The 13,154-nt window shown below is 73.3% G+C and carries 11 protein-coding genes; 2 read left to right on the plus strand and 9 right to left on the minus strand.

Annotated elements, in window-relative coordinates:
* The first annotated feature begins 379 nt into the window (after positions 1 to 379).
* Positions 380 to 1,906 (plus strand): peptide MFS transporter, encoded by a 1,527-nt coding sequence (locus K2224_RS03025; protein ID WP_221905122.1) that lies wholly within the window; start codon positions 380 to 382, stop codon positions 1,904 to 1,906.
* A gap of 142 nt (positions 1,907 to 2,048) precedes the next feature.
* Here the strand turns inward: K2224_RS03025 and K2224_RS03030 are convergent, their stop codons facing one another.
* The 6 genes from K2224_RS03030 to K2224_RS03055 form a co-directional block, all read right to left on the minus strand.
* Entirely contained in the window at positions 2,049 to 3,503 is a 1,455-nt protein-coding gene (locus K2224_RS03030; RefSeq protein WP_221905123.1) for a hypothetical protein, read from the minus strand.
* Positions 3,503 to 4,684 (minus strand): hypothetical protein, encoded by a 1,182-nt coding sequence (locus K2224_RS03035; RefSeq protein ID WP_221909397.1) that lies wholly within the window; start codon positions 4,682 to 4,684, stop codon positions 3,503 to 3,505. Before K2224_RS03035 ends, K2224_RS03030 begins: the two co-directional genes overlap by 1 nt.
* Before the next feature lie 116 nt (positions 4,685 to 4,800).
* Complete coding sequence (locus tag K2224_RS03040) at positions 4,801 to 5,817, minus strand: hypothetical protein (RefSeq protein ID WP_221905124.1); 1,017 nt, start codon at positions 5,815 to 5,817, stop codon at positions 4,801 to 4,803.
* Positions 5,818 to 5,836: 19 nt separating this feature from the next.
* Positions 5,837 to 6,556 carry an LPXTG cell wall anchor domain-containing protein gene (locus K2224_RS03045; RefSeq protein ID WP_221905125.1) on the minus strand — a complete coding sequence of 240 codons (720 nt, stop codon included), beginning with the start codon at positions 6,554 to 6,556 and terminating at the stop codon, positions 5,837 to 5,839.
* A 234-nt stretch (positions 6,557 to 6,790) separates the two neighbouring features.
* Entirely contained in the window at positions 6,791 to 7,297 is a 507-nt protein-coding gene (locus K2224_RS03050; RefSeq protein ID WP_221905126.1) for an ATP-binding protein, read from the minus strand.
* A gap of 171 nt (positions 7,298 to 7,468) precedes the next feature.
* Positions 7,469 to 7,837, minus strand: coding sequence for an STAS domain-containing protein (locus K2224_RS03055; protein WP_221905127.1), 369 nt, complete (start codon positions 7,835 to 7,837; stop codon positions 7,469 to 7,471).
* Positions 7,838 to 8,109: 272 nt separating this feature from the next.
* Between K2224_RS03055 and K2224_RS03060 the strand changes: the two genes are divergently transcribed.
* Positions 8,110 to 9,048: an RNA polymerase sigma factor SigF gene (locus tag K2224_RS03060; protein ID WP_221905128.1), complete on the plus strand. Its 939-nt coding sequence runs from the start codon at positions 8,110 to 8,112 to the stop codon at positions 9,046 to 9,048.
* Between the two features lie 153 nt (positions 9,049 to 9,201).
* On the opposite strand, the gene hutI is transcribed toward K2224_RS03060, so the two are convergent.
* The 3 genes from hutI to K2224_RS03075 form a co-directional block, all read right to left on the minus strand.
* On the minus strand, positions 9,202 to 10,383 hold the full coding sequence (hutI, locus tag K2224_RS03065) for an imidazolonepropionase (protein WP_221905129.1): 1,182 nt from the start codon (positions 10,381 to 10,383) through the stop codon (positions 9,202 to 9,204).
* A gap of 62 nt (positions 10,384 to 10,445) precedes the next feature.
* On the minus strand, positions 10,446 to 11,894 hold the full coding sequence (locus tag K2224_RS03070; protein WP_221905130.1) for a formimidoylglutamate deiminase: 1,449 nt from the start codon (positions 11,892 to 11,894) through the stop codon (positions 10,446 to 10,448).
* The gene (locus K2224_RS03075; protein ID WP_260692318.1) at positions 11,885 to 13,147 is read right to left on the minus strand and encodes an allantoate amidohydrolase; all 1,263 of its coding nucleotides are present in this window, start codon (positions 13,145 to 13,147) and stop codon (positions 11,885 to 11,887) included. Before K2224_RS03075 ends, K2224_RS03070 begins: the two co-directional genes overlap by 10 nt.
* Positions 13,148 to 13,154: the final 7 nt, after the last annotated feature.

Consider the following 13,154-nt stretch of genomic DNA (forward strand, 5'->3'; position numbering starts at 1 on the left):
ACAGGGCTGTAAAGGGTTCCCGGGCGGAGTGTGAGCGTTCTCTCACCACTCCCAACGGGCCGCCGAGCGGACGTATGGTGTCCGGAACGTCCAACGCACCACCCCGGGATCCGAGGCGCCGAACTGACGCCGTCGGTCCTTGTTGTGTGCGGGTCCGGCATCCCCGGCCCCGTCCACGGTGCAAGACCTGTCGACCGGGTCCGCCGGCCGCCTCGCCGCGGCACGGGGGGCGTGGATCCGGTGTTCGCCCTGCCTCGGCCCTCCTCGGGAGCGCCGACCCTCCGGACGTGAGGGCGGGCAGGACGGCGACGGTGCCGGTCATCCCCCACCCGGGCGCCCACCGAGTCCTCGGAGGCGTCCCGAGAAGCAAGGAACCACCATGGCGTCCAGCCTGACGAAGGACGCCGCCCGGCAGGGCACCCCTGCGAACGGCGGCAAGACCTTCTTCGGCCACCCCCGCGGCCTGGCCACTCTCTTCATGACCGAGATGTGGGAGCGCTTCAGCTTCTACGGCATGCGTGCCCTGCTCGTCCTGTACCTGATCTCCGGTGGTGCGGACGCCAAGGTGGGCTCGCAGGGCGGCGGTCTGGCCATGACGGCGGTCTCCGCCTCGGCGATCTACGCCGTCTACATGGCCCTGGTGTACCTGCTCGCCATGCCCGGCGGCTGGTTCGGCGACCGGGTCTGGGGTCCCCGCAAGACGGTGATCGTCGGCTCGTGCGTGGTCATCGCGGGCCACGTCGTCCTGGCCGTCCCCGGCCCGACGTTCTTCGCCGGTCTGGCGATGGTGGCGTGCGGCTCCGGCCTGCTGAAGTCCAACATCTCCACGATGGTGGGCCACCTCTACGACGGCCCGCAGGACCCGCGCCGGGACGGCGGTTTCACCGTCTTCTACATGAGCATCAACATCGGGTCCATGGCCGCCCCGCTCGTCGTCGGCGGCATCGGCCAGGGCATCAACTGGCACCTGGGCTTCGCGACCGCGGCGCTGGGCATGGCGCTGGGACTGGTCCAGTTCCTGATCGGCACCCGGCACCTGAACCCCAAGAGCAGCCAGGTGCCGACCCCGCTGTCGGTGCAGGAGCGCAACGGCTGGCTGCGCAAGGGCCTGATCTGGGCCGCCGTCGCCGCGGTCTTCTACGGCATCGTCGCGGGCTCCGGTCACTTCACGCTCAACTGGGCGCTGATCCCGCTGGCCGTCATCGGCATCTGCGTCCCGTGCTTCGTGCTGCTGCGCATCAAGCGGGACAAGGAACTGACCTCGGCCGAGCAGTCCAAGGTCAGCAGCTACGTGTGGTTCTTCGTCGCCGCCGCGGTCTTCTGGATGATCTTCGACCAGGCCGGTTCGACCCTGAACGTCTTCGCCGAGAAGAACACCGCGGACTCGGTCTTCGGCTGGGCCTACCCCTCCTCGTTCCTGCAGTCGGTCAACCCGATGTGGGTGCTGGTGCTGGCCCCGGTCTTCGCCTCGGCGTGGCTGGCGCTGGCCCGCCGCAACCGCGAGCCCAGCACGCCGGTGAAGTTCGCCATGGCGATGGTGCTGATCGGCGCCTCGTACGTCTTCTTCCTCGTGCCGATCGCCATGTCCTCCGACGGCACCAAGGTCAGCCCGATGTGGCTGATCACCGTCTACGGCCTCCAGACGATGGGCGAGCTGTGCCTGTCCCCGGTCGGTCTGTCGGTGACCACCAAGCTGGCGCCGCAGAAGTACGCCAGCCAGATGATGGGTGTCTGGTTCCTCGCCGTCACCGCGGGCGACAGCGTCATCTCCCTGGTGTCGATCGGGGGCGCGGACCTCAGCGGTGTGGGGGTGCTCGTCACCGAGGCCGCGCTGGCCGTGCTGGCCGGTTTCGCGGTCTTCATGTACCGCAAGAAGATCACCCCGCTCATGGGGGACGTGCACTGATCCGCTCCCGGTAGCGGAAGCAGAAGCAGCGAAAGAGGGGCCCGGCGCGCTGGTGCGTGCCGGGCCCCTCTCGCATGCCGGTTGGGTGGGCCGGATCCGGGGGCCGGTTTCGTGGGCCGGCGGGCAGGTGCGGCCCCGCGGGTCAGCGGCGCGGTCGCCGCGGGGTGAAGGTGAGGGCCGCGGCGCCGAGCAGGACGACGGTGCCGGCGAGCACGCCGAGGGCGGTCAGCGCGCCGTGGTCGGCCGCACCGGTCTGGGCCAGGCCGCCCGCGCCGCCACTGCCGCTGCCGGAGGCGCCGGACGCTCCGGCCGTGCCGCCACCGGAGGACGAACCGCCGGTCGACCCGCCGGAGGTGCCGCCGGTCGAGCCGCCCGAGGTGCCGCCGGGTTGGGCCGCGGTGTCCAGGGTGAGCGAGGCACCGGGGTCCTTCTCCGGGGTGCAGGTGGTGGTCGTCCCGAGGGCGTTGACGGTGAGCACGCCGGGGGTGAGGGTGGCCCGGCCGGTGGCGCCGGGCTTGTAGGTGCCCGTCAGGTCCGGGATCGTGATGGGCTGACCGGCCTTGATGGGCTGGGCGTTGGTGGGCCCCGCCACCTCGACCGCGCCCTTGTCGGCGCCGCCCGCCTTCACGTCCATCGACGGCTTGACCGAGCCCTTGGGGATGTCCGCCGGGCTGTCCATGACGGACTTGGCGAAGTGCACCGTCAGGTCGTAACCGCCGCCCTTCTTGACGCCGTTGATCTGGACCGGCGAGGTCGCCTTCTTGTCGCCGATGGGCGTCTTGCAGGCGTACGGGACCTGCACCTCCTTGCCCTTGTAGGCGGTGCCGTCGGGGTCGCCGCCGGAGCCGCCGGTGGAACCGGAACCTCCGCTGCCGCCACCGGAAGTGCTGCCACCGGAGGTGGTGCCGCCGGCGCTCGTCCCGCCGCTGCCCGTTCCCCCGCCGGTCGTTCCCCCACCGGTCGTCCCGCCGCTGCCCGTCCCCCCGCCGGTCGTGCCGCCGGAGGAGCCGCCGCCGTCCGTGACCTTGATGGTGACCGCCGGGTGCACCGCCTCCTTGGGCGTGCACTTGGTGTCCGTGGAGATCGGCTTGCTGACGTTGATGTTGTACGCGCCGGGCGTCAGCGTGACCTCCCCGGGGGCGGTGAGTTTCAGCGTGCCCTTCATGGCGGACAGTTTCATCGGGCTGTTCTTCGGGATCGGCGGGTTCTGCCGCGGGCCCTGCATCGCCAGGTCCCCGGTCTGCGCACCGGCGACCTCGAGCGTTCCGGTCGGCTGGACGGTGTCCTTGTCCAGGTCGAGGATGCCGGGGTTCTGCGAGGCCGCCTGGACGGTCGTCCAGACCACCTCGACCGTGTCGCCGACCTTGGCGGTCGCGGGCGCGCCGATGTCGACCTTGGTGGTGCCCTCGACGGGCGGCAGCCCCGATATCGGCGGCGGCTGACACTCCGTCCGGTACGCCACCTCGGCCGCCCCTGCGGGACCGGCGGCGCTCACCACGCCCGCCCCGGCGAGCACCAGCGCGGCCGCCGCGGCGGTGGCCGCTCTTCTTCGTTGCCCGGTCGGCCCGGCGGGCCTGGTCAACCTCATCAACGTCATCACGAACCTTTCGACGGGGGTCGTTCGGTTGCGGTGGTGGACGGTGCGGTGTCCGGGGTGAACCACGGCAGTGCGGCGGCGCCTTCCGGTACGGCGCCGGTGCCGGTGCCGGGTTGCCTGTAGTGCTCGTCGGCGCGCTCGTCCCGCCGCCGGTCCTGGTGCCGGTCCTTCTGCCGGTCCGGGCGGGCGTGACGGGTGCGCGGGGAACGTGGGGTGCGTCGGCCGTCCGGGGCGCTCCGGGGGCCGGCGGGGGCGCCCGGCCGGTGCGGGCGGACGCGGTCGACGACGGCCATCCCGATCCGGAACACCACCGACGGGACGACGATGCACAGCAGCAGCCAGAAGAGCGTCACGCCCCACGGCCGGCCGACCTCCCACGGCTGCTCGACCAGCAGCCTGCCGCCGTACTTGAGGGAGACCAGATAGTCGCCGTGCGCCCCGGCGGCCAGCTCCACCGGGAGCCGCACCTCGGCCTTCCGCCCGGCGGGGACGGTCCCCCGCCACCGCTGGTCGTCCCACTGGGGCGCGAAGACGCCGTGCGAGGTGCCGACCTGGAAGACCGGGTCCTTGGCCGGCACCGGACCCAAGTTGCCGACGGTTACGGTCAGTTCGCGCTGCGGCGGGGCGCCGAACCAGGTGAGGAGTCCGCTGCTGCCGGTCAGCCGGGGCTGCGCCAGGACGGCCAGGCGGCCGGCGCTGACGTCCTGGGGCAGCGGCGCGACGGGGTGCCCGGCCACCTTGAACGCGGCGTCGGCGGCGGCCGCCGGGCCGGCCACGGCCGCCACGTGCACCACGCAGGGGCAGGGCTTGGGCGGTTCGGCGACCGGCAGCCGGGTGGCGAACGCGCCCCGGTCGTCGGTGGTGGCGGTCCGGCCGTCGCCGTTGGCGCAGGAGTTGGTGCCGCCGATCATGTTCTGTCCGCAGATCAGCAGCGTCAGCAGGGTGTGCGGGCGCCAGCCCCGCCCGGTGACGGTGATGCTGCCGCCGGCGCCCGCCTCGCTCTTCGAGACCGCCGCGGTCGGCGGGTCGGCGGCCGTCGCGGCGTACGCGGTCGCCACGGCCGGACCGGACGGCCCCAGCGGCCCGGGCGGGAGCGCCGGGAGGAGTGCCAGGACGAGGACGGCGAGCAGGGCGGGGGCACGGCGGCGGAGGCGGCGGGGGGCGGGGGCAGCGACGGGGATGGTGGGGGCAGGCCCCCTGGCGCGTACCGCGCCTGTCCCCTCCGTCCTGTCCGTCCCGCTGCCCCCGCCCGCCTCGTCGCTCTCGCCGTTCCCGCTCGCGTCGTACCTCTCGCCGTTCACCCGTGCACCCCTGATCCCGTCCTCGTGACCGCCGTGCTGCCGGTCGTCGTGTCGTCCGGCATGCCGGGGTCCGTCGCTCCGGATTCCGGCGTTCCGGGTTCCGCCGTCCGGCGGCCCGGCATCGGGGCTTCCTGCCTCGGGCCCGGTACGGCGGACCCGGGCGCCCCGTCCGTACGGCCCGCACCGCCGGTGCGTCTGCGCCGTCGTACGAGCACCCAGCAGCCCCCGCCCGCGGCCAGGAGGGTGAGCACGGCCGCGGCCCCGGCGCCCCAGGGGACGGCGGTGTACGAGGCGGTCGCGGTGTCGTGTGCGCCGCCCGCGGCGGTGGCGGTGAGGCGGATGTCGACCGGGTCCAGGGCGGGCGGATCGGGCCAGGTCTCGGTCCGGTCGGCGCGGGCGCCGGGCGGCAGGACGTCGGGCAGGGTGTGGGCGGGGCGGCGCAGCAGGGCCCCGAAGAGGCCGTCGGCGCGGACCGCCAGCCGCGGCCGGAGGGCGGTGTTGCCGCGGTTGACCAGGGTGTAGTGGATCACCACGGCGCTCCCCCGCCGGGTCACCGACACCTGCTCGACCGTGAGCGCGGACAGCGTGGGGCCGGTCACCCGCAGCCGGACCGGGATACGGGTCGGTGCGCCGGGTCCGGTCCCGGTGACGGTGAGGGTGCCTAAGTGGCTACCAGGGACGGCGGTGCGCGGCACGGCCACCGTGAACGGGACACCGGCCCGGGTCCGCGGCGGGACCGTCACCTCCGGGGTGCCGAAGGCGAGCCACGCCCCGGAGCCGTCCCCGCCGTCGCCGGCCAGGCGTACGGTGACCGGCCGGAGGGACGGGTTGCGCACGTCCAGCCGGTCGGTCAGGGCGGTGCCCGGCGGGCCCTCCAGGTAGAAGGACGTCCGGGCGGTCCCGGTGGGCGCGGCGGACCAGCCCGGTGCGGCCGCGGCCGCCGCGGGGGCCGGCAGGACGACGGCGGCCGCGAGGACCGCGCCGGTGGCCGCGGTGCGGGGACGGAACGGCATCGGCGGCTCCCGGTGCGGGTCAGGCGCGTTGGTGACGGCGGGTCAGCCAGAGGACTCCGGCGGCGCCGGCGAGCAGCACGGTGCCGCCGAGGGTGCCCAGGGCCAGGGCGGAGTCCGCCGGTCCGGTCTGCGGCAGCCGGCCGCCGCCGGTCGAACCGCCGGCCGCCGCGGCGCCACCGCTGCCACCGGAACCGCCGGATCCGCCGCCGCCCTTGACGTCCAGGGTCAGCGAGGGCTTGGGGTGGTTGCTCGGCGTACAGGTGGTGGTGGTGCCCAGCGCCTTGATGGTGAGCGTGGAGGCGGTGAAGGTGACCTTCCCGCTCGCCTTGGGGGTGTACGTACCGCTGAGGTCGCTTATCTTGATCGGCGTGTTGGCGGGGATCGCCTGGGCGTTGGGCGGCCCGGTGACCTGTACGGTGCCGTGCTCCGCGCCGCCCAGCTGGATCAGCGCGCTGGGCTTCATGGCGCCCTTGCCCAGTTCGACGGGGCTGGAGGAGACGCCCTTCTGGAACGACATCACGAGCTGGTACGCCCCGCCGGCGGGCGTTCCCTTGATGTCTATGGGCGAGACCGCCCCCTTGTTGCCGATCGGCGTCTTGCACTGGTAGTTGACATCGACGACCGCGGCGTGTGCGGCGGGCGCGGTGAACAGCACCGCGGAACCTGCCGCCGCCGCGGCCACGGCCAGCCCGGCCGCCCGCCGCGGCCGCCTGCCGTGCTGTGCGTGGAAGCGGGCCACCTCGAGTTCCCCTTCTCCCGGTTCGGCGCGCCGACGAATATTACTGACGGCACATCAGATTGGGCGCTCAAGGTACGCCCGGGAGGTTGCCGAGGGAAGGCACCGCACAGCCCTGATGCCGGGCGGCGGCCGGATCCGTCCGGAAGGGGGCCCGCCCCTGCCCCGATCGGCCCCGTGAACGCAGAAGCGCGGGCCCGCGGGCCCGCGCTCACTCTCTCCCCGTTCGCCGCCCCTTCAGGAGGGCGCGGCCAGCTCCGCCCAGACGGTCTTGCCCGCACCGTCGGCGTTGCGCACCACGCCCCAGTCCAGGCAGAGCCGCTGCACGATGAACATGCCGTGACCGCCGGGCCGTCCGGGGCGGTGCGGGCTGCGCGGCGCCGGGGAGCCCGCGCCCAGGTCGCTGACCTCCAGGCGGATCACCTTGGCCGCGCACCGCAGCCGCAGCTCCTCGGGGCCTTCGGCGTGCAGGCAGGCGTTGGTGACCAGCTCGGAGACGACGAGCAGGACGTCCTCGGCCGCGGCCCGCTGGTCGGCGGTCGCGGCCGGCAGCCAGCCCCAGTCGTGCAACGCCTCCCGGGCGAAGTCGCGGGCCCGCGCCACGGCGCCCCGGGTGCCCGCCAGGCGCAGCCGGCGGATCTGACCCGACGGGACGGCGGCAGCGGAGGGCCCGGCGGCGGAAGCGCCGGCGCCGCCCGGCTCCGGGCCGAGATCGCCCGGCGGGTACGGCCGGGTGGTGCTCATCAGCGCTTCACCTCACCGATTCGCCTGTTCACGGACAACAGATAACTGACTGATTCAACGGATTCAGGTGTCTCCTGCCCGACCGGACGGTGAGAACACCCACTTCTTGGGGACGGAAGTTGTGACTCCGACTACGCGCCCGGAACGTATCCTTCCGGACGCCGCGGCCGGTCAATCTCCCAGGGCCGCGTCGAGCGAGTCGTGCACGGTGAATACCGCTTCCGCGCCGGTGATCTCGAATACCCGGGCGACCACCGGTTGCATCCCGGCCAGGTGGACGCCGCCCCCCGCGGCCTCCGCCTTCAGTCGCGCACCGAGCAGGACGTTGAGTCCGGTGGAGTCCATGAATTCGAGCGGTGAGCAGTCCACTACGAGGCGTGCGTATCCGTCGTCGACACAGCCTTCGAGCGATTCCCGCAGCAGATCCGCGGTGTGGTGATCCAACTCACCTGCGACGGTCACGACCGCGCTGGCGCCGTGATGGCGGATCTCGACGTGAAGCCGACCCCGGCTTGCACTGCCGACCGTCCCGCGGTCCATGCGAGCGCACCCCTCTTGCTGCCTAGACGACTGTTTTGGTGACGACCTTGCTCATGACTGCGCGCGTCGAACCCTACGCCTTCCTGACGCCCGTCGGTAGCCGTAGAACGGGCATAGCGAAGGATTGTGGACAAGACGCACTTGCCTTCTTCCATCGAAGCCAGGTAGGCGTAGAAGGACACATTCGAAACGGCCGGCTTTGGAGGCGCCGCACACCGCAGCTTCACGCAGAGGCTTCGGCAGCCATATGCCGAGAACGATGGAGGAGACACATGTCACCCCGGCTCGACGAATTGCGTATCGAGGACGAGCAGAGCCCCGCATCGTCGACACCTCGGTCCGATGTGACCGGACACATTCCTTCCCAGTCGCACGCCGCGGCCGCTGAGCCGGTGAGCGTGCCCGACATCGACGGACTGCCCGAAATCCCACCGTTCGACGAAGTGGGTCCGGTGGACGCGCGGGCCCTGTCGAAAACCCTCTTCGAGCGCCTGGAATCGCTGGAAGAAGGCACCCACGAATTCGCGTACGTCCGCAACACCCTGGTCGAGCTGAACCTCGCGCTGGTGAAGTTCGCGGCCTCCCGGTTCCGCTCCCGCAGCGAGCCGATGGAGGACATCGTCCAGGTCGGCACCATCGGTCTGATCAAGGCGATCGACCGTTTCGAGCTCAGTCGCGGCGTGGAGTTCCCGACGTTCGCGATGCCGACCATCGTCGGCGAGATCAAGCGTTTCTTCCGCGACACGAGCTGGTCCGTGCGGGTTCCCCGACGCCTTCAGGAACTCCGTCTGGACCTGGCCAAAGCGGGCGACGAACTGGCGCAGAAGCTGGACCGGGCACCCACGGTCGGCGAACTCGCCGAACGCCTCGACATCACCAAGGACGAGGTCGTCGAAGGGATGGCCGCGAGCAACGCCTACACCGCGAGCTCGCTGGACGCCCAGCCCGAGGAGGACGACAGCGAGGGCGCGCTGGCCGACCGGATCGGTTATGAGGACAACGGCCTCGAAGGCATCGAATACGTCGAATCGCTGAAGCCGCTGATCGCCGAACTCCCCTCGCGCGACCGGAAGATCCTCTCGCTGCGATTCGTGGCCAATATGACGCAGTCCGAGATCGGCGACGAACTGGGAATTTCCCAGATGCACGTCTCCCGGCTGCTCTCCCGCACCCTCGTCCGGCTCCGCAAGGGGCTGATGATCGAGGAATAGCCGCCACGGTCGGGGCCGGTCCCCGAGGCCGGCGGACGCCCGTGCACACGAGGGCCCGCCCCGGAATCGTCCGGGACGGGCCCTCTGTGTGTCCGCAGGACGTCCGTCGGAACCGTCCGGCCCCATGTGTGCCCGCGGCCCCGCGCGCCGTCCTCAGAGGCGAACGCCCTTGTGCCAGACGTCCGTCACCAGCGGGACGCCCGGGCGGTAGGCGAGGTGGACGTGGGACGGGGCGTCCAGCAGGAGCAGGTCGGCGCGGGCGCCGGGGGCGATCCGGCCGACGTCGTCCCGGCGCAGCGCCCGGGCGCCGCCCGCGGTCGCCGCCCATACCGCCTCGTCGGGCGTCATCCCCATGTCGCGGACGGCCAGCGCGATGCAGAACGGCATCGAACTGGTGAAGGACGAGCCGGGGTTGCAGTCGGTGGAGAGCGCGACGGTGGCGCCGGCGTCGAGCAGCGGGCGGGCGTCGGGCCACTGGGCGCGGGTGGAGAACTCGGCGCCCGGGAGGAGCGTGGCGACGGTGTCGGACTGCGCCAGCGCGTCGATGTCGGCGTGGGTCAGGTGGGTGCAGTGGTCGGCGGAGGCGGCGCCCAGTTCGACGGCGAGCTGGACGCCGGGGCCGTGGCCGAGCTGGTTGGCGTGCACGCGCGGCACCAGGCCCCTGGCCTTGCCGGCGGTGAGGACGGCGCGGGCCTGGTCGCCGTCGAAGGCGCCGCGCTCGCAGAAGACGTCGACCCAACGGGCGTGCGGGGCGCAGGCGTCCAGCATCGGGCCGGTGACCAGCTCGACGTAGCCGGCCGGGTCGTCGGCGTAGTCGGGCGGGACGATGTGCGCGCCGAGGAAGGTGACCTCGTCGGTGTGGGCGGCGGCGATCCGCACCGCGCGGGCCTCGTCCTCGACGTTGAGGCCGTAGCCGGACTTGATCTCCTGGGTGGTGGTGCCCTGGCGGAGGCCCTCGGCGAGGTAGCGGGCGACGTTGGCGTGCAGGGCGTCGTCGGCGGCGGCGCGGGTGGCGGCGACGGTGGTGCGGATGCCGCCGGCGGAGTAAGGGCGGCCGGACATCCGGGCGTTGAACTCCTCGGTGCGGTCGCCGGCGAAGACCAGGTGGGAGTGGGAGTCGACGAAGCCGGGCAGGCCCGCCCGACCGGCCGCGTCGACGGCGTTGTCGGTGGCGGGTGCTTTGCTTGAGGGACCGACCCAGGCGATGCGGTCGCCGTCGACGACGACCGCCGCGTCCTGGATCAGACCGAGGGGGCCTTCACCGAGGGAGGGGTCGTTGGTGACGAGCTGGGCGATGTGGGTGATGGCGGTGGTCGGCGCGGAGGTCGTCGTCATCGCGGGGGTGTTCTCCTTCGTCCGCGGGCGGCGCGGGCCGGGTGTGGGGAGGGTGGGCGTGGTCAGCCGCGCACTGCGGCGATGGCGTCGGCGAGGGCGCTGGGCACGTCGGGCACGCCGGTGTGCGTCCCTTCGCGGACGATCTGCCGGCCGGCCACGATGGTGTGCCGCACATCCGCCGCGGTGGCGGCGAATACGGCCGTCTCGGCGCCCAGCCGGGGCGGCGGTCCGGCGGTGCGTACGGAGTCCAGCCGGATCGTGGTGAGGTCGGCGAGGGCGCCCGGGGCGAGGGTGCCGGCGTCGTCCCAGCCGAGGGCGGCGTGCCCGTCGGCGGTGGCGGCGCGCAGCAGGGCGGCGGCGGTCCAGTGGCCCCGGGTGCGGGTGCGCAGCCGCTCGTTCAGCTCCATGGCGCGGGCCTCTTCCAGCAGGTCGACGACGGCGTGGCTGTCGCTGCCGAGGGAGAGCGGGCTGCCCTGCTCCTGGAGTGCCACGGCCGGGCCGATGCCGTCGGCGAGGTCCCGTTCGGTGGTCGGGCACATGCAGACGCCGGTGGTGCTGCCGCCGAGCAGGGCGATGTCCTGGTCGGTGAGGTGGGTGGCGTGCACGGCCGTGGTGCGCGGGCCCAGCACGCCGTGTTCGGCCAGCAGCTGGGTGGGGGTGCGGCCGTGGGCGGCCCGGCAGGCGTCGTTCTCGGCGGTCTGCTCGGAGAGGTGGACGTGCAGCGGCGCCTCCCGCCGCCGGGCCCACTCGGCGACGGTGCCCAACTCCCCGGCGGGGACGGCGCGTACGGAGTGGATTGCGGCGCCGATCCGGGCGTGCTCGGTGCCCTTGAGGGCGTCGGCGCGCTCCGCCCAGGCGTCCGCGGTGCCGTCGGAGAAGCGCAGCTGGTGCCGGTTGGGCGGGGCGCCGAAGCCGGCGGAGAGGTAGGCGGTGTCGAGGAGGGTGATGCGGATGCCGGCGTCGGCGGCGGCCGCGAGCAGCGCCCGGCCCATCGCGTTGGGGTCGTCGTAGCGGGTGCCGCCGGGCGCGTGGTGGAGGTAGTGGAACTCCCCGACGCAGGTGATGCCGGCGAGCGCCATCTCGGCGTAGGTCGCACGGGCGAGCGCGTAGTAGGTGTCGGGGGTGAGCTTGTCGGCAACGGCGTACATGACTTCACGCCAGGTCCAGAATGAGTCCGGTGCCCGCCCGCCGACCGGCCCTTTGCTCCGCGAAGGCGGAGGTGATCCGGCGTGGCTGTGTGCTTCGGCCAGGCCCGGCAGGGTGACATCGGGACTTGCCTGGACGGTGCCGCGCAGCGCTCGGTGAAAAACGTGGCTGTGCGTATTCGCCAAGCCCGCGATCGTCAGCCCGTACAGCGCCTCGGCGCCCGGCGGCGGGGCGGGCACCCCGGTGCGGACGGCAGTGATCCGCCCGTCCGCCACCTCCACGGCCACGCCCGGCTCGACGTGCGCGCCGAGCCAGGCGTGTTCGAGCCAGTAGGTCGTCGGTGTTGCCTGCGGCGTCAGCGGCACGCCAGCCCCTCCAGTACGTCGGCGAGTGCGGTGACCCCGGCGACGCAGTCGTCCTCGGTGGCCGCTTCGGCGGGCGAGTGCGAGACGCCGGTGGGGTTGCGGACGAACAGCATGGCCGTGGGGACGGTTGCGGACAAAATACCCGCGTCGTGTCCGGCACCGGTGCCCAGGACCGGTACGGGCCGTTCGCCCTTCTCGGCGAGGAGGGCGCCCAGTTCGTCCCGCAGGGCGTGCTGGAACTCCACGACGGGCGTGAAGGACTCCCGGACGACGTCCAGGTCGACGCCGTCGCGGGCGGCCCGCTCGGCGGCGGCCCGCTCGATCCCGGCGATCACGGTGTCCAGGGTGTCCTGGCCGGCCGCGCGGGCGTCCAGCCAGCCGCGGACGAGCGAGGGGATGGCGTTGACGCCGTTCGGTTCGACGCTGATCTTCCCGAAGGTGGCCAGGGCGCCGGCCAGCCGGGCCTGCTCGCGGGCGGCGAGCACGGTCGCGGCGTAGGAGAGCATCGGGTCGCGGCGGTCCTCCAGGCGGGTGGTGCCCGCGTGGTTGGCCTCGCCGCGGAAGTCGAACCGCCAGCGGCCGTGCGGCCAGATCGCGGAGGCGATGCCGACCGGGGCTCCGGACCCCGCGGCGGAGCCGCTGTCGTACAGAGCCAGGGCGCGGCCCTGCTCGACGTGGAGCTCGACGAACGCCCCGATGGCGGCGAGCCGTTGCGGGTCGGGGCCGATCGCGTCGGGGTCGTGGCCGGCGCGCTCCATGGCCTGCGGGAGGGTGATGCCGTCGCCGTCCCGCAGGCGGTGCGCGGCCTCGGGGGTCAGCGCGCCGGCGGAGAGCCGGGAGCCGACGCAGGCCAGTCCGAAGCGGGCGCCCTCCTCGTCGCCGAAGTTGACGATCGCCAGGGGCTTGGTGAACTCCGCTCCGCGCCCCCGGAGTTCGTCGAGGGCGGCGAAGGAGGAGACCACGCCGAGCGGGCCGTCGAAGGCGCCGCCGTCCGGGACGGAGTCCAGGTGCGAGCCGGTGACGACGGCCTCGCCGGGGGCCACGTCCTGGTAGGTGGCGGCGCCGAGCCAGGCCCACTGGTTGCCGTTGCGGTCGACTTCGTAGGACAGGCCGCGGGCCTCCGCCTGGGCGCGGAACCACGCGCGGCAGTCGGTGTCCGCGCCGGTCCAGGCGAAGCGGCGGTAGCCCCCGGAGGAGGAGTCGCGGCCGAGCGGCCGCAGCTCCTCCCACATCGCGTGGAACGAGCTCGGCACGGGGGGT

Origin of the sequence: Streptomyces sp. BHT-5-2 (assembly GCF_019774615.1) — a bacterium.
GTDB lineage: Bacteria > Actinomycetota > Actinomycetes > Streptomycetales > Streptomycetaceae > Streptomyces.

Coding starts and splice junctions, on each gene's coding strand:
- K2224_RS03050 (WP_221905126.1), bottom strand. CDS start 7,297: ATGAGCACCACCCGGCCGTACCCGCCGGGCGATCTCGGCCCGGAGCCG.
- K2224_RS03060 (WP_221905128.1), top strand. CDS start 8,110: ATGTCACCCCGGCTCGACGAATTGCGTATCGAGGACGAGCAGAGCCCC.
- K2224_RS03040 (WP_221905124.1), bottom strand. CDS start 5,817: ATGCCGTTCCGTCCCCGCACCGCGGCCACCGGCGCGGTCCTCGCGGCC.
- K2224_RS03030 (WP_221905123.1), bottom strand. CDS start 3,503: ATGACGTTGATGAGGTTGACCAGGCCCGCCGGGCCGACCGGGCAACGA.
- K2224_RS03025 (WP_221905122.1), top strand. CDS start 380: ATGGCGTCCAGCCTGACGAAGGACGCCGCCCGGCAGGGCACCCCTGCG.
- hutI (WP_221905129.1), bottom strand. CDS start 10,383: ATGACGACGACCTCCGCGCCGACCACCGCCATCACCCACATCGCCCAG.
- K2224_RS03055 (WP_221905127.1), bottom strand. CDS start 7,837: ATGGACCGCGGGACGGTCGGCAGTGCAAGCCGGGGTCGGCTTCACGTC.